This window comes from Paenibacillus sp. FSL R7-0302 (assembly GCF_038006885.1).
Classification (GTDB): Bacteria; Bacillota; Bacilli; order Paenibacillales; family Paenibacillaceae; genus Paenibacillus_AQ.
Genome location: NZ_JBBOWB010000001.1, coordinates 5,178,101 through 5,193,563, shown reverse-complemented (window position 1 = coordinate 5,193,563; position 15,463 = coordinate 5,178,101). Strand labels below are relative to the sequence as shown.

The window sequence follows — 15,463 nt, the reverse complement described above, 5'->3', positions numbered from 1 at the left end:
GCCCTCCGCCGCTGGGTCCCTTGCCAGGGGGCTAGTAAACTATATGCATTGGAGCCGCAGAGAGTGGGCCCACTACGAGCCCGACTTCCAGTTTTATGTATATGATGCGTATTTTTCTTTATTTTCAAAAAGGGAAGGAGGTACTATACTATAACGATGCGTAGTGGATTAGAGGGAAAAACTGTTAGTGCGATAATCCAATTAATCGATCATCGTGGAGGTTTATGAATATGAGTAATGATTTTATCCCGATTATGCTGGATATTCCAGAGAGCTTTGAGACAGAGCGGCTGCTTGTCCGTGCTTTGCGGCCTGGAGACGGTAAGGAAATGAATGAAGCTATCCGGGAGAGTCTGGATGAGCTGAAGCCGTGGATGCCCTTTGCCCAGAGTATGCCGACTGTGGAGGAAACTGAGCAATACGTCCGTGAATCGCAAGTAGTCTATCTGAAGCGTACCACCCTGAACATGGAGATTTTCCGCCAGGAGGACGGCAGATTCGTGGGCAACATAGGTCTGCATCATGTGGATTGGGATTGCCGCCGATTCGAAATAGGCTACTGGATCAGAAGCTCATGCTCAGGCAATGGATACATTACGGAAGCGGTGAACGGAATTACAGATTTTGCAATTAGAGAACTTGGAGCAAGCCGGATTGAAATCCGTTGCTGCGCCCTTAACCGGAGAAGCGCCGCCGTAGCGGAGCGTGCTGGATTTACACTGGATGGCATTCTCCGCAAAAGCACCCGTGAGTCGGACGGGGAACTCCATGACTGCAAGGTATATGCCAAGGTACGGGGTGCGGAATTCTAAAGGGGAGCTGATGATGTGAAGAAGAAAGGTGCTTTTGCCAGATTAAGTACATATATGCTAAGACATAAGCTGATCTATGCTGTACTGCTCTTGGTGACGTTATTCAGTATTGTGCTGGATCTGACCATGGCCTGGTTCCTGGCCCGGATTACGGATGCGGCAGTCAGGCTGGATGTGGAGGCGTTCACGGGGCTGGCCTGGTTCGGGGCTATATTCTTGCTCGTTACCGGAATTGTTAACTACCTGAGTGCGTATCTCAAAACCAATGTATCGGCCAAAATCAGAAATGAGCTGCGTCAGGACATGATGGGGCATACGCTGGCCTTGCCGCAGTCTTATTTCGACCGCAATCATTCCGGTGATTTGTTGTCCCGGTTCACGAATGACAATCAATCGGTCGGAGAAGCCTGCGGGCAGGTGATGCTGGATCTGCTGCGCAACCCGCTGCTGGCGATAGCCTCCTTCGGTTATCTGCTCTATATTAACTGGCTGCTGGCGCTGATCTGCCTGTCCATCGGGCCGCTGCTGTTCCTGACCGGTAAAATCTTCGGCAATGCGATGCGCATCAACAGTGTGCGGGTGCAGGAAAGTATGAGCCGGACTACGGCTTTTCTGAACGATATTCTGGGCAGCAGCATGGTGTTCAAGGCATTCTCCATGGAGCGCAGGCTGCAGAAGCAATATGTTGGCTACAGTGAAGATATTGCCTCAGGAGAGAAAAAGAAAGCGAGAATCGAAGGGGCAACCGGAGCGATCTCCTCCTTGCTGGGGAATCTGACCTTCCTGCTGGCTCTGGTGATTGCCGGGTGGTTCGTGGCGAATGGACGGCTTGAGGTCGGGGCGATGATTGCCTTCATTCAGCTGATGAATTATCTGGTTGGGCCGTTCTCGTCTCTGCCGGGCCTGGTCGCTTCCATGCAGCAGTCGCTGGGTGCGGCGGAGCGGATCTTCGAGGTGATGGATGCGCCTGCTGAGGTTGAGGTGCTGCCTGAGGTCCGGGCGGATCTGCCGGGGTTCGGGGAGCTTCGGCTCGCAGAGGTGTCATTTAGCTATCCGGGCAGTGAGAAGCAGAGCCTTAACAAGGTCAGTCTGGAGCTAACATGCGGACAACAAATGGCCGTAGTAGGTCCGAGCGGCGGCGGGAAATCCACCTTGTTCAAGCTGCTGCTGGGCTTCTACCAGACGGATGCAGGTGAGGTTGCGATCAACGGCCGTCCGATCAGCGGAATACCGCTGGCAGAGCTTCGTAGCTACTTTGCCTATGTGCCTCAGGAGTCGGGCCTATATTCCGGGAGCATCCGGGACAATATCGAGAGCGGCAAGCCCGGTGCGTCAGACGAAGAGATTGTTGAGGCGCTGCGGCAGGCGAATGCGTACGAGTTCGTGACGGAGCTGCCGGAAGGTATACATACGGATATTGGCGAGCATGGCTCCCGGTTGTCCGGCGGTCAGAGGCAGCGGCTGTCCATTGCCAGAGCAATGCTTAAGGATGCGCCGATTCTGCTGCTGGATGAAGCTACGGCTGCCCTCGACAATGAGTCGGAGCGAATGGTCCAGCAGGCGATCCGTAAGCTGATGAAGGATAAGACAACGCTTGTGATCGCCCACCGGCTCTCAACCATACAGAATGCCGATGTCATCCTGGTAATGGAGAACGGGGAGATTGTGGAGCGGGGCGGACATGAGGAGCTGCTTGCCTCGGAGGGGCGGTACTCGGATCTGTATCATTCACAGCTTGAGCAGGAGAACACGGAGGAGCTGATTCCTACCGCTTCTTATTAGAGATCGTTCATGGCTTCAATCACCTGCTCGAAGGCTGTAAGTCTTCTGGATAAAAGCGTTTGTTGCGGACTACCCGGCTTAGCTTTGGCATAACTCTGTTTAACCGAGACGATTAATCCGTTAATCACTTCGCGGGCCTCCGCACAATCAGCGGGAGTATAGGAATGAGGTTTGAGCTGCCAGGCCTTGTCCAGAACGGCTAACCCGATGTTAACGGCACGGAGCCGTTTTGCGACAAGGGTAGTGCTGGCACCGCTCTGTGTCATTTGGGTTAATGCAGCTTCGAGCTTACGGATGGTTGATTGCATAGATTGCAGGGATTCCAGTTGTCCGGCAGGAGATACTTCTTGCATGGAGGATCATCCTTTCTGCTTAAAGAATAAATAGGGTGGCGTAGCCGCAGGTTCGATTTCAGAATCTCCGGGACGCCGCCCTTTTTGGTGTACAATACTCTGCAATGCTCCGAGCTTATGCTTCCTGGTTCACCCCAAGAATGAACTTATCAATGGCGTATTTCACGCCGTCCTCATTGTTGCTAAGTGTAACGAAATCAGCGATTTCCTTCAGCGCAGGAATGGCATTCGCCATTGCTACACCGAGACCCGCAGCTTCAAGCATCTCATGATCATTCCAGGAATCGCCGACAGCCATCGTCTCGGACAGCTCGCAGCCAAAGTGTGCAGCCAGGAATTCCAGGGCCAGACCCTTGGTGCCTTCATGATGCATAATCTCCAGGAAATGCGGCTTGGACTTCGTGATATGAACCGAATCGCCGAGCAGGCTGCGCAGGATCGGGGACAGCTCATCGAGGAAGTCGGGATCGTCGATAATGAGCATTTTTGGTGTTTTTTGCGGAACCAGCTTGGCTTCCCAGTCCGGCTCGATATAGTACTGCGTTCCGTTCAGCGTCGAATAGTCAATCAGCTTCTGGTTCTCTTCCCGGGCGTACAGCTTGTCGTCAATATAAGTCTGCAGGTGCAGGTTATGCTCAACACAATACTGGAAAAGCTTGCGCACCGCGTCCTGCGGCACATAACGCTCATACAGGACCTCTTCATCGAGCAGGTTCTTCACCAGCGCTCCCTGATAGGTAATGATTGGCACATTCAGTCCGGTCTGGCGGGCAATCGCCTGAGCGGAAGCATAAGCGCGTCCGGTAGCGAGGGTGACCACAACGCCTGCGGCTACAGCCTGCTCCAGCGCGGTCTGCGTGGCCGGGGTCACTTCCTTATCGTCGTTAATCAGGGTGTCGTCAATATCGATGGCAATCAATTTGTACATTTGGGTTCTCTCCTAAGCGTGGTTTGTAGTCCGGCTGTCCGCTGAATCCTCTATAGGAAGGGTAGCGGAAGCACGGCTCTCTGTCTGTAGCAATGGAACTTATTAACGTGAAGTCTGGCAAAAGGGTCCGCAGACTCCGGCTCAGCCCTCCGCCTGCGTCCCGGACGGCGCGGGGCTGAGCTCTGCCAGCAGCATAGCGGCCAGAATGCAGCCGCAGCCGAGCAACGCGGATACGCCCAGCGTCTCTCCGCCGAAGAGCAGGCCGGTGACGGCAGCGAACACCGGCTCCATGGCATAGATGATCGCCACCCGGGACGGGGTGGTGTACTTCTGGCAAGCCGTCTGAATCCAGAAGGCGAAGGCGCTGGTCGGGCCGATGGAGATCAGCATAGCAGAGAGCACCTCCGGCTGGCGGAGCAGCTCTCCGCTATGCAGCAGCGGGCCGCTTCCGTCCACAAGCAGGGAGGCGGCGATGCTGAGCAGGCCTACGAAGCCGAGCTGAAGCGCCGCCAGCGGCAGGGCCGGATAACGCGGTGCGTATCTGCCGGTATACGCGATCTGCAGCGCAAAAACCACGGCGCAGAGCAGAATCAGGCCATCGCCCTTATTCAGGGAGAAGGCAGAGCCGGTAAAGGTCAGCAGATACAAGCCCCCCGCTGCAAGCCCGGCGCTCACCCAGGTATATCTGGAGATGGCCGTCTTCAGCAGAGCCAGAGACAGGAACGGGACCAGCACCACCGACAGCCCGGTGATAAATCCCGTGTTGGAGGTGGTGGTGTACAGCAGCCCCACGGTCTGGAAGCCGTAGCCAAGGAACAGGAAGAGGCCCAGCAGCAGGGCATGCATCACCATGCGCAAGCTCAGCTTACGCCATTCCTGGCGGTAGAAGACAGCGGTAATCAAGGCCAGCAGCACGGCGGCACCTGTAAACCGGATGCTGTTAAAGGCAAGCGGCGGCAGCACCCGCACGGCAGACTGCACGATCAGAAACGTGCATCCCCACATCATCGCCACCAGTAGGAGACTTAGATCGGCGATTCGGGAGCGATTCACAGGGTTCATCCTTTCAGGGCCAGTTGAGTTGTCCAAATTGTATCCTAAAACAGGGGGCAGGACAAGCCGAAACTCTGCGGCATCCTTGGCCCCGTGGGCGTGAAGAGCCTGGAAACTACATATAAGCTGGACAAAAAAGGAAAGCCTTGGTATACTTCGGTAACCGCACACCTGTTCTTATTTCAAGACATCCAGAAGCATTTATACTTTCATCTAAGGAGCGGATTCACCATGATGGGCAAATCCCATTTAGTTATCAGCACCGGGGTTACCCTGTCCGCCATGAGCCTGCTAGGGCATGCTATTACCCTTCCGGCTGTTGCCGTCGCTGTGGTCAGCTCGCTGCTGCCCGATATCGACGAGCCGAATTCCATGCTGGTACGCAAGGCCGTGCCGGAGTTTTTGCTGCGTATTCTGCAGGTAGCACTGATCGGAGCGGGCATTTATCTTTATTTTGCCGGGATAGCGGAGCCGCCCTGGAATATCGCACTGGCGCTGCTGGTGGGCAGCGTATCCTTCCTGCCCACCAGCAGGCTGCGGCATCTGGTGATGCTGCTGATTGCGCTGGCTTTGTTTGCTTTTGCCGATGCCTATGATCCATGGAACTATATCGCCGCTTGTGTGCTGGTCGTAGCTTCCATAGTTCCTCACCGGGGAATCACGCATACGCTATATGCTGTTGCCGGATGGGGCGCGCTGCTGTACTTCGTCTCCCTTGACATGAATGACGGCGGCAGTCTGTGGATTGCCGGGAGCCTGTCCTACGGACTGCATCTCCTCGCCGACTCCCTGACCCAGCGCGGGATCACCCCGCTGCCTCCGATTCCCTTCAAGCTGCGGCTGAAGCTGATGAGCACCGGCACGAAGAAGGGCAACGCGGTGGAGAAAGTATGCGTGATGCTTACGCTGGCGCTGGTGTTGTATGTGTTCGTGCTTGTATAGCAGCGAACCCGGCAAGCATATGGAGACAAAGAACCCCACTAGCTCTGCGCAGGATGCAGCAGGTTAGCGGGGTTCTTTTTAAAATATAAAATTCGACTTGCTATGAAGCTATTCCTCAAGAAACACAAGTCCGATGAAATCCTCTGGCTCAATACGGCCGAAGTAATGCTTCAGATCGAGATCAGCCAGTGCCTGGCGGACCTCGGCTTCCTCATAACGCTTGCCGCGCAGCGCATTCTCCACATCTGCCACATCGCCGACGCCGAAGAAGTCGCCGTAGATTTTGATCTCCCGGATGACCGAATCTTCAATATCCATGCGGATATCCACGAGCCCTGCCGGGAATTTGCGGGTGTGCTTCACGTTGCTCTTCGGCGACAGACCGTAGTTCCAGTCCCAATTCTGGTAATGCTCCTTGGAGATTTCATTGATCCGCACCCAGTCGTCCATGGTCAGCTTGTACTGCGGAACCTCGGAGGCTTCCATGCCGAAGATTGAGCGCAGCAGGCCCTCACGGAATTGTTCAATCGTCATGTCAGGATTGCCCAGCAGCTCCTTGATATTGGCGACACGGCTGCGCACGGACTTGGTGCTCTTCGACTTGAACTTCTCGGGATTCACGTTCAGGGAAGCCTGGACATCATCCAGATTCAGATCGAACATCAGGGTGCCGTGGCTGAACATGCGTCCGCGGGTGGAGAACTGGGCGTTGCCGGAGATTTTCTGCTCCCCGACCTGAAGATCATTGCGTCCGCTCAGCTCGGCGTTTACGCCCATAGATTGCAGATAGTCGATGACCGGCTGGGTGAATTTCAGGAAGTTATGGAAGGACTGGCCGTCATCCTTGGTAATGAAGCTGAAGTTGAGGTTGCCGAGATCATGATACACCGCGCCGCCGCCGGACAACCGCCGAACGACCTGGATATTGTGCTCCTTCACGTACTCCTGGTTGATCTCCTCGATCGTATTCTGATGCTTGCCAATAATGATTGACGGGCTGTTGATATAGAAGAGCAGGTAGCTCTCGTCCATCGGCAGGTTTTTGAGCGCAAACTCCTCAATGGCGAGATTGATCGATGCGTCTGTAATTCCGGTATTATCGATAAAAAGCATTCGTGATTCCTCCGCGTGACCATAGTAAACTGCTGTACTTATTCTAAACTAAAAGAGAGATTTCTTCAAAAGAGGAGTGAACGGCGGGGGAGGGGCTCTTGGCGGATAGGATGAGGGAATAGGGTTAACGGGCGCGTGTGGCGGATAGAAACGATTGATGAGTGAGTGTGCAGCATGAACAGGTGCGGCATGTATAGAAAGTTTACGGGTTCAAGACCGGATGCATAGGCAATATGACGTTGACGTACTTCCGCCCTTAGGCCAATAATTGGGAGACAGATGTAACGTAAAGGGAGTGTACCTATGCTTGAAAAATACGGCCACGGCGGTGATCTGCTGACTGCAGCCGAGTTATACGGGGACAGCAGCGGCGGATTCCTGGATTTCAGCGCCAATATTAACCCGCTGGGGCCGCCGCCGGGCGTGCTGGCGCAGCTGCGGGATGCGGGCGCAGCGGTCACTGCTTACCCTGATCCGGGCCACCGCAGGCTCAAGGCGCTGCTGGCGGAGGAGCTGGGTCTCGGCACGGAGTGGATTACCGTGGCGAACGGGGCGGCAGAGTCGATGGCGCTGCTGCTGCTGGCGGTGGCTCCGCGTCGGGTGGGCATCGTGGAGCCGTGCTTCTCCGAGTACCGCCAGCTCGCGGAGCAGTTCGGCGCGGAGGTCTTGTCCGTTCAGGGGACCAGCCGGATGGATTACCGGGCTGCCGTGGACAGCGTCTCCGCCCTGCTGGAGCAGGTCGATCTGCTGTTCCTCGGCCAGCCGAATAATCCGAACGGCGTCCAGTATCCGCTGGACGAGCTGCGGCAGCTCGCGCAGCAGGCAGAGGCCTGCGGGACGGTGCTGGCGGTGGATGAAGCGTTCATCGACTTCATCCCGGAGGCGGACCGGCAATCCCTGCTGCCGGAGCTGGGGGCCTACCGTCATACGGTGCTGGTGCGCTCGATGACGAAGTTCTTTGCCATTCCGGGGCTGCGGCTAGGCTTCACTGCCGCGCATCCGGCGCTTGCCGCAGCCATGACCGGCAAGCAGGTGACCTGGAGCGTGAACGGCCTGGCGCTGCTGGCCGGGGAAGCCTGCCTGCGCTGCGGCGACGGCTACAGGCAGGAGACGCGTGCGCTGATCGCAGCTGAGCGGCAGCGGCTGCGGGAGGGCTTGCTTGAGCTCGGCTGCGGCGTGCCGCCGGGCGAAGCGAACTTCCTTCTGCTTCGGCTGCCCGCTCCGTGGAGCGCGCAGGAGATGCAGCAGCGCTTGGGTGCGGGCGGCATCCTCGTCCGCAGCTGCGCGATGTACCCCGGCCTTGAAGCCGGGCATATCCGCGTCGCGGTCAAGGGCCACATGGACAACGACCGTCTGCTGCGGCAGATGGGGGAGCTGCTGCGGGCGGGGATGTGAGCAAGAACGGCGGCAGTGCAGGCTGCGAGCGCGCGAATAGGGCTAATGGGAGCGAACGGAGAGGAGCGAAGGATATGAAGGAAGCAAAGGAAGTGCAGGAAGCGAAGGTAGCGAAGGTAAAGCTGCCCTTTAAGGCCGAAGACGGGGAGAAGACGTACCGCAGTAAGGTGTGGCCCGGGCTGACGCTGGAATGGCGGGAAGGCCATCTGCTGCTGGAATTTCCGGCTGAAGCGGACAGTATATCAAGTGCGGTATATGGCGGAGGCGTGGGACGTCTGAAGCGTGCGGTGAACCAATACGTCAGCCGGGACTACGAGTGCAGCAATCCGGTGCAGGATCTTGAAAACAAGCTTCAGGAGTGGGGCTACCCGCTGGAAGGCTGCGCCGGGCTAATGACGGCCGTTCCGCTGGAGCACGCTGCTGTTGCCGAGGAGGATACGGGATCAGCGGGCATATTCTGCTGCGTAACAGCGGCGGCGGGCAACGCGGCCCGGGCCGGGTCGGTGCGCAGTGTGCTGACGGCCTACCGTCCGGGCACAATCAATATTATGCTCGGCATCGATGGCTGGCTGTCCCAGTCGGCCATGGTCAATGCTGTGATGACGGCCACGGAAGCGAAGGCTGCGGCGCTGGCAGACCTCGGAATCACGGATTCCGAGAATGGGCTTGGCGCAACGGGAACCACTACGGATGCCATTGTGATTGCGGTGAGCGGGAGCCGCCGCTATGCTGCGGAGCATGTGTATGCCGGAACGGCGACTGACCTCGGCGGAGCCATCGGCAGACTGGTGTACAGCGCGGTGACGGAGAGCCTGCGCTCAGTGGAAGCAGCGAAATCCATGAGTAGAGCAGAGGCGGAAGCATCGCAGGCTGCGCGAGGAGTAGACGCGGAAGTGTCACATGTTGAGCACGGAGTAGACGCGGGAGCGTTACAGGCATCACATTCTCCACAGCCCCGTGTCTCTCAGGATGGCGGCCGGGAATGATGAACACGGACTGCTATACAGAGCGGCGGGGTGAGCAAAGGTGAAGCTTGCTATCATCCTGCTCTCTGCTTATATTGTGGACCGGGTGGTTGGTGATCCGCACAGCCTGCCCCATCCGGTTATTTACATAGGGAAGGTCATTAGTGCTCTGGAGCGGGGGATTCGCCGCTTCGCCGCAGCTCCCAGTGCTCTGAAGCGTGCCGGTATTCTTCTTCCGCTGCTGGTGGCGGGCGGCGCTTGGGCGCTGACCGCGCTGCTTGTTGTGTTGCTCGCCCGCCTGTCTCCCTGGCTTGCCGGGCTTGCCGAAGTCTGGCTGATCTCGACCACCATCGCCTCCAAGGGATTGAAGGATGCAGGTATGGCCGTATACGCCGAGCTGCGTTCTGGAGATATTCCCGCCGCACGCCGGGCGCTGGGGATGATCGTGGGCCGGGATACGGCTCATCTGGACAGCCCGGAGATTGTGCGCGGTACGGTGGAGACGGTTGCGGAGAATATCGTCGATGCGATCATCTCGCCGCTGTTCTTCGCTCTGCTGGGCGGGGCGCCGCTGGCCATGGCTTACCGTGCGGTGAACACGCTGGATTCCATGGTCGGCTACAAGAACGAGAAATACCGCGACCTTGGCTGGGCATCGGCCCGCTTGGACGATGTCGCCAACTACATACCGGCACGGTTGACCGCGCTGCTCTTAACCTTATGTGCTGCGCTTCTGCGGCTGGACTGGCGGAGATGCTGGCGCACCGTGCGCCGGGATGCACGCCTTCATCCCAGTCCGAACAGCGGCTACCCAGAATCGGCAGTTGCCGGGGCCCTCGGCATCCGGCTGGGCGGCGAGAATGTATACCATGGCATCGTCTCCTTCCGCGCGTACATGGGTGATCCGCTGCGGACGATGGAGCCGGAGGATATTATTGTGACCTCGCGGATGATGATGTGGTCATCCGCAATATTTGTCTGCATCTGTGCAGCCGTTGCCCTGCTATGGCACGGGATCGGGGGCTAAAGCGGAATGGAGAGAGTTCAAGCAGGAGGGGCGGGGGATTCTTCTCCGGTTGACCAGAAGGCGGAGGAAGCTCAAAGGTTGCAGGGGATACAGTCGCTTCTGACCCAGCCTGCGCAGCCGGAGCTTGAGGTGGTGTTAGTCCGCCATGGCTATACGCAGTGGAATCAGGAACGGCGTTATCTGGGGAGGACCGATGTGCCGCTTGTGCCGGGGGAGGCGGAGCGGTTGAAGGAGCTCCGGACACAGCCGCCGCTCACCGGGGAATTCCGCCGTGTCTATTGCAGCGACCTGTGCCGGTGCAGAGAAACTCTGGCAGCCTTGGTTCCGCACCTGATGCCGCAGGCCATCTATGATTCCCGGCTGCGGGAGATGGACTTCGGGGCGTGGGAAGGCTGCACGTATGAGCAACTTAAGGATCATGCGCTGTACCGGAGCTGGATTGACAACCCCGGGTCGGCCACGCCGCCGGGAGGGGAGGCGTGGGAGGAATTCGCCGCCCGGGTTGATCATTTCTGGACGCAGCTTCAGTGGGAGGCGCAGGCTCCCGAAGTATCTCGTATATTACTGGTGACCCACGGCGGTGTCATCCGGCAGCTGCTGGCGCAGATCATTGAAGACATGACCTTCTATACCGCTGTAGCACCAGCTCCAGGTGAGATTACAGTCCTGCATCTGCGGAAGGTTGGAGGAAGCTGGCGGATGGCAGCGGAGAATGCTGACGGGTGATTGCACTATGTACATCAGATTGATCTAAAAAACGTGCCAAAACCCGTTCTGCTGTATTTCCTGCAACAGAATATCAGCAATTGCCCCCATAATAGGCAAAATCCAAATTTCTGATGTACATAATGCAGCAGAACACGAAATAGGGCCAATATACTTTAATCTGACTGTACAAAATACAATAGAACCCTCACGGGGGCGCCCGAATGGTGTCTTGAGCTCACCCACAGAACCACGCCCGGAAGAAAATCCCGGGGCGGTGGTTCTTTTTTTACGGCAAAGTCTGTGCCATGATAGCTATGGAGGCGATCACAGGATGTTTAAGGATTTCAAGCTCATTGCCGGGCGTCCGGTATCGATCCAGGTGAAGGATTACATGAAGCATCTCATCATCAAAAGCGCGCTCCAAGGCGGGCAGAAGCTGCCCTCGACACGTGAGCTGAGCACCTTGCTGAAGGTCAGCCGGAACTCGGTGATCTCGGCTTATGAGGGTCTGGAAGACGATGGCTTCGCCTATACCGTACAGGGTCAGGGGAGTTACGTCGCACAGGGCGCAGCAGCGGGGCAGGGTGAACCGGAAGCGGCAACCTGGAGCATGGACTGGACAGAACGGCTCAGCAGCCAGGCGCTGCTCGCGGAGGAGCTGGACATTATGAAGCGGGGGATACGCGCGGAGAAGGGCACGATTTCTTTTACCAGCATCGCCCCGGATGAGCATCTCTTCGATCTGGACCATGTGCGTAGAGCGTTCCTGGAGCGTATGTCCGTAGAGGGCAACGTTCTGCTGAATTATGGATATGCCAAAGGCTATAAGCCATTAATAGACTATCTCAAACAATATATGGAGCATAAAGGCGTAGATCTGCGCGGCAAGGATCTGCTGATTACGAACGGGTTCACGGAGGGCTTCGACCTGGTGCTGTCGGCTCTCGGCAAGCGTCACGGCACAGTGGTCTGCGAGAATCCGACGCATCATACGGCGATCAAGAATCTGAGGCTGCACGGCTTCGGAATTCACGGAGTCACGATGGAGCGGGACGGCATCCACCTCGGGGAGCTGAAGCAGGCGCTGGAGGCGCAGCAATACGACTGTGCTTATCTGGTTCCCTCCTACCATAATCCCACCGGCATCGTCATGTCTCCCGAGAAAAGACAAAGGCTAATGAAGCTGATGCAGGACTACAACGTGCCGGTGATTGAGGACGGGTTCAACGAGGAGTTGCGGTATTCCGGCGCCCATGTGGCTCCGTTAATTGCGGCGGCGGGCGGCGGGAATGGCGTGGTGTATCTCGGCAGCTTTTCCAAGGTTCTGTTCCCCGGTCTGCGGGTGGGCTGGGTGCTGGCGGATCAGGAGCTGATCTATTATCTGGAGAGCGTCAAGCGGGCGCGGACCATTCATACCTCGACGCTGGACCAGTCCATACTGTATCAATATCTGCTGGGCGGCAATCTGGAGAAGTATCTCAAAAAAGCCCGGCTGGAGTATAAACGCAAATACGAGCTGACCCTGGCCTGCTGTAATGAGCATATTCCATATGCCACCTTGTCGGGTGATGGGGGGCTGCATCTGTTCGTAACGTTCGCGGAAGGCTTCAACACAAGGGAATTGCTGGCGGCTTGCCATGCGCAGGGGGTTATTTTTACGGCGGGAGACATCTTCTTCACCGACGGTGCAGGGCAGAACACGCTGCGGCTGGGCTTCTCCAGGGTGGCGGATGAGGATATCATGAGTGGCATTGCAATCATCGGGAAGACAGCGCGGAAAATTATGGGAGAATGAGGTGCGGATATGCTTAGAGTAGGGGTTATTATGGGCGGGGTGTCGTCCGAATATGAGGTATCGCTGAAGACCGGCAGGGAGATGCTGAAGGCGCTTGATCCGGCAAAATACACAGCGGTTCCGGTACACATTACCTCGCGCAAAGAGCTGCTGGAACGGGTAGCGGGACTGGACTTCGCGCTGCTTGCCCTGCATGGGGCCTACGGGGAAGATGGTACGGTGCAGGGAGCTCTGGAGACGCTCGGAATTCCGTATTCCGGGAGCGGGGTGCTCGCAAGCAGCTTATGTATGGATAAAGGGCTGGCCAAGACGGTCATCCGCAGCAAAAGCATCCCTACACCCGATTGGCTGTGCTGGGACAGCATGGACGAATATGCCCCGGAAGCCGTGCAGCGGCTCGGTTATCCGGTGATGGTGAAGCCGAATTCCGGCGGGTCCAGCATCGGCATGACCAAGGTGAATCATCCGCAGGAGCTGGCGGGCGCGGTTGAGAAGGCTTTTGCCTGCGCTGAAGAAGGCTCTGTGCTCATTGAACACTATATCCCGGGACAGGAGATTACCTGCTCTATCCTGGGGGGAGAAATGCTGCCGGTCATCGGCATCCAATCGCTGAGTGCGGACTGGTTCGATTATGAGGCTAAATACGAGCGTGGCGGCGCGGAGGAGCGGATCATCCGGTTGCCGGATGCGTTGCAGGAACAGGTGCAGACGGCGGCGTTAACCAGCTACCGGGCGCTCAAATGCGCAGTGTATGCACGGGTGGATATGCTGTTGAAGGATGGCATCCCTTATGTGCTGGAGGTGAACACCTTGCCCGGAATGACAGCAACCAGTCTGTTGCCCCAGAGTGCAGCGGCAGCCGGGATGGACTTCAGCAGCCTGCTGGATGAGATTATTACCAGATCACTGCGGGAGCGCGGGGGGCTGCAAGGTGCATCTGGAGAGGGAGCGCGGATGGCTATGGATGCTGGAATGAAGCAGAAGGGGCAGGTTAAGGAGGCGCAGCAAGCCAATCATACCCATCAACCCCCTCAAGCGCAGACTGTAGAATATGGAGGTGTCAGGCTATGAACACGGTGAGAAGGGACAATGCCGTCCTGCCTGCGGCTAGAAGCAACAGCCCTCAGCACAGTCTTATCATTAATCCGCGGTTACAAGAGATTCCGCCTTCGGGCATCCGGGCTTTTTTTGATCTGGCTGCGGGTAACAACGATATTATCTCATTGGGAGTAGGCGAGCCGGACTTCGCAACACCCGCGCAGGTTCGGGCTGCCTGCATCCGTGCGCTGGATCGCGGGGAGACGGGGTACACCTCTAACAGCGGACTGCCGGAGCTGCGGGAGGAGATTGCGGGCTATATGCAGACCGGCTTCGGATTGCGTTACGATCCTGCGGATGAGATCTTGGTTACGGTGGGCAGCAGTGAAGCGGTGGATCTGGCGCTGCGGGCCTTCATGGCTCCCGGGGATGAGATTCTGATTCCTTCTCCGGGTTATGTTGCTTACGCGCCTATCGCCTACCTGAACGGCGGGACACTGGCACCGGTGGAGACGAAGGTGGAGGAAGGGTTTAAGCTCACTGCCGAAGCACTGCGTAAGGCGGTAACGCCGCGTACGAAGCTGCTGATGGTGAATTTTCCAAGCAATCCTACGGGGGCGGTTATGACTTATGAAGACTGGCTGCCTGTGGCTGAAGTGGTGAAGGAGCTGGGCCTGATCGTCATTTCCGATGAGATCTATGCCGAGCTGACCTACGACAGCAAGCATGTGAGCATCGCTTCCCTGCCCGGGATGCAGGAGCGGACGGTGGTGATCAGCGGGTTCTCGAAGGCTTTTGCCATGACGGGCTGGCGGGTGGGTTATGCCTGCGGAAACCGTGAGCTGCTCTCGGCCATGCTCAAAATCCATCAATACACCGCCATGTGCGCCCCTGTACCGGGACAGATTGCTGCTGCCGAAGCCCTGCGCAGTGCGTTGCCGGATATGGAACGGATGAAGGCATGCTTCAAAGAACGACGCTCGCTGCTGGTGGAGGGCCTGCGTTCCGCCGGATTGTCCTGCCATATGCCGCAGGGGGCCTTCTATGCCTTCGCTTCAATCAGCCGCACCGGGCTCGGGTCAGAAGAGTTCGCCATGCGCCTGCTTCAGGAGGCAGGGGTTGCCGTGGTGCCGGGCCATGTGTTCGGAGCCGGAGGGGAAGGCTATATCCGCTGCTCCTACGCCGCTTCTACGGCGAAGCTGACCGAAGCGCTGGAGCGGCTCGAAGATTTCATGAGGGTGACAATGCTGCATAGTGTTGAAGGTAAAAATGTAATTGTAAGATGATTTCATATCACCTATAATCCTTAAAGGAAGAAATAGGGATATTGTAACAGCATTCCGGCCCGCCGCCGGATCAGGAAGCCCCCTTCTTCATTTGGAGGGGGGCTTTTGGGCTTGTATTAGGGGGAGGTTGGGGGGCCAGTGGGAGCTGGATGGTGCTGGAAGTTGTCGGGCGGAGAGACGGTTGGCAGGTAACTAGGTAATTATGGCGGGATGTAAGCTGGCAGGAGATAGCAAAGCAGGCGGGGGAGCAAAGAGAGGGAGAAATC

At 57.3% G+C, this 15,463-nt stretch carries 14 protein-coding genes; 10 read left to right on the top strand and 4 right to left on the bottom strand.

What is annotated here, in order from left to right:
- Positions 1-230: 230 nt before the first annotated feature.
- Positions 231-812 carry a GNAT family N-acetyltransferase gene (locus tag MKY96_RS22335; protein WP_340943382.1) on the top strand — a complete coding sequence of 194 codons (582 nt, stop codon included), beginning with the start codon at positions 231-233 and terminating at the stop codon, positions 810-812.
- 15 nt (positions 813-827) lie between these two features.
- Positions 828-2,594: an ABC transporter ATP-binding protein gene (locus MKY96_RS22330; RefSeq protein WP_340943381.1), complete on the top strand. Its 1,767-nt coding sequence runs from the start codon at positions 828-830 to the stop codon at positions 2,592-2,594.
- On the opposite strand, the gene MKY96_RS22325 is transcribed toward MKY96_RS22330, so the two are convergent.
- From MKY96_RS22325 to MKY96_RS22315, 3 genes are all read right to left on the bottom strand, one after another.
- A complete protein-coding gene (locus MKY96_RS22325; RefSeq protein ID WP_340943380.1) occupies positions 2,591-2,947 on the bottom strand; it encodes a hypothetical protein in 357 nt (118 codons plus the stop codon). The two genes, MKY96_RS22330 and MKY96_RS22325, sit on opposite strands and share 4 nt — an antisense overlap.
- A gap of 115 nt (positions 2,948-3,062) precedes the next feature.
- Complete coding sequence (locus MKY96_RS22320; RefSeq protein WP_340943379.1) at positions 3,063-3,875, bottom strand: Cof-type HAD-IIB family hydrolase; 813 nt, start codon at positions 3,873-3,875, stop codon at positions 3,063-3,065.
- Positions 3,876-4,016: 141 nt separating this feature from the next.
- Complete coding sequence (locus MKY96_RS22315; protein WP_340943378.1) at positions 4,017-4,928, bottom strand: DMT family transporter; 912 nt, start codon at positions 4,926-4,928, stop codon at positions 4,017-4,019.
- Between the two features lie 231 nt (positions 4,929-5,159).
- On the opposite strand from MKY96_RS22315, the gene MKY96_RS22310 reads away from it, so the two are divergent.
- Positions 5,160-5,870: a metal-dependent hydrolase gene (locus tag MKY96_RS22310; protein ID WP_340944713.1), complete on the top strand. Its 711-nt coding sequence runs from the start codon at positions 5,160-5,162 to the stop codon at positions 5,868-5,870.
- A gap of 108 nt (positions 5,871-5,978) precedes the next feature.
- Here MKY96_RS22310 and MKY96_RS22305 read toward each other — a convergent pair whose 3' ends face one another.
- Positions 5,979-6,983 (bottom strand): lipoate--protein ligase, encoded by a 1,005-nt coding sequence (locus tag MKY96_RS22305; RefSeq protein ID WP_340943377.1) that lies wholly within the window; start codon positions 6,981-6,983, stop codon positions 5,979-5,981.
- 303 nt (positions 6,984-7,286) lie between these two features.
- On the opposite strand from MKY96_RS22305, the gene cobD reads away from it, so the two are divergent.
- The 7 genes from cobD (at position 7,287) to MKY96_RS22270 (ending at position 15,197) form a co-directional block, all read left to right on the top strand.
- Positions 7,287-8,378 (top strand): threonine-phosphate decarboxylase CobD, encoded by a 1,092-nt coding sequence (gene cobD / locus MKY96_RS22300; protein ID WP_340943376.1) that lies wholly within the window; start codon positions 7,287-7,289, stop codon positions 8,376-8,378.
- A gap of 74 nt (positions 8,379-8,452) precedes the next feature.
- On the top strand, positions 8,453-9,364 hold the full coding sequence (locus MKY96_RS22295; RefSeq protein WP_340943375.1) for an adenosylcobinamide amidohydrolase: 912 nt from the start codon (positions 8,453-8,455) through the stop codon (positions 9,362-9,364).
- 40 nt (positions 9,365-9,404) lie between these two features.
- Positions 9,405-10,370, top strand: a complete 966-nt coding sequence (cbiB, locus tag MKY96_RS22290; RefSeq protein ID WP_340943374.1) for an adenosylcobinamide-phosphate synthase CbiB — start codon at positions 9,405-9,407, stop codon at positions 10,368-10,370.
- A gap of 6 nt (positions 10,371-10,376) precedes the next feature.
- Entirely contained in the window at positions 10,377-11,096 is a 720-nt protein-coding gene (locus MKY96_RS22285) for a histidine phosphatase family protein (RefSeq protein WP_340943371.1), read from the top strand.
- A gap of 313 nt (positions 11,097-11,409) precedes the next feature.
- A complete protein-coding gene (locus MKY96_RS22280; RefSeq protein ID WP_340943370.1) occupies positions 11,410-12,873 on the top strand; it encodes an aminotransferase-like domain-containing protein in 1,464 nt (487 codons plus the stop codon).
- A 9-nt stretch (positions 12,874-12,882) separates the two neighbouring features.
- The gene (locus MKY96_RS22275; RefSeq protein WP_340943369.1) at positions 12,883-13,944 is read left to right on the top strand and encodes a D-alanine--D-alanine ligase; all 1,062 of its coding nucleotides are present in this window, start codon (positions 12,883-12,885) and stop codon (positions 13,942-13,944) included.
- Entirely contained in the window at positions 13,941-15,197 is a 1,257-nt protein-coding gene (locus tag MKY96_RS22270; RefSeq protein ID WP_340943368.1) for a pyridoxal phosphate-dependent aminotransferase, read from the top strand. Before MKY96_RS22275 ends, MKY96_RS22270 begins: the two co-directional genes overlap by 4 nt.
- Positions 15,198-15,463 lie beyond the last annotated feature (266 nt).

Coding starts and splice junctions, on each gene's coding strand:
- MKY96_RS22335 (WP_340943382.1), top strand. CDS start 231: ATGAGTAATGATTTTATCCCGATTATGCTGGATATTCCAGAGAGCTTT.
- MKY96_RS22270 (WP_340943368.1), top strand. CDS start 13,941: ATGAACACGGTGAGAAGGGACAATGCCGTCCTGCCTGCGGCTAGAAGC.
- MKY96_RS22275 (WP_340943369.1), top strand. CDS start 12,883: ATGCTTAGAGTAGGGGTTATTATGGGCGGGGTGTCGTCCGAATATGAG.
- MKY96_RS22320 (WP_340943379.1), bottom strand. CDS start 3,875: ATGTACAAATTGATTGCCATCGATATTGACGACACCCTGATTAACGAC.
- cobD (WP_340943376.1), top strand. CDS start 7,287: ATGCTTGAAAAATACGGCCACGGCGGTGATCTGCTGACTGCAGCCGAG.
- MKY96_RS22280 (WP_340943370.1), top strand. CDS start 11,410: ATGTTTAAGGATTTCAAGCTCATTGCCGGGCGTCCGGTATCGATCCAG.
- MKY96_RS22295 (WP_340943375.1), top strand. CDS start 8,453: ATGAAGGAAGCAAAGGAAGTGCAGGAAGCGAAGGTAGCGAAGGTAAAG.
- MKY96_RS22285 (WP_340943371.1), top strand. CDS start 10,377: ATGGAGAGAGTTCAAGCAGGAGGGGCGGGGGATTCTTCTCCGGTTGAC.
- MKY96_RS22310 (WP_340944713.1), top strand. CDS start 5,160: ATGATGGGCAAATCCCATTTAGTTATCAGCACCGGGGTTACCCTGTCC.
- MKY96_RS22305 (WP_340943377.1), bottom strand. CDS start 6,983: ATGCTTTTTATCGATAATACCGGAATTACAGACGCATCGATCAATCTC.
- MKY96_RS22325 (WP_340943380.1), bottom strand. CDS start 2,947: ATGCAAGAAGTATCTCCTGCCGGACAACTGGAATCCCTGCAATCTATG.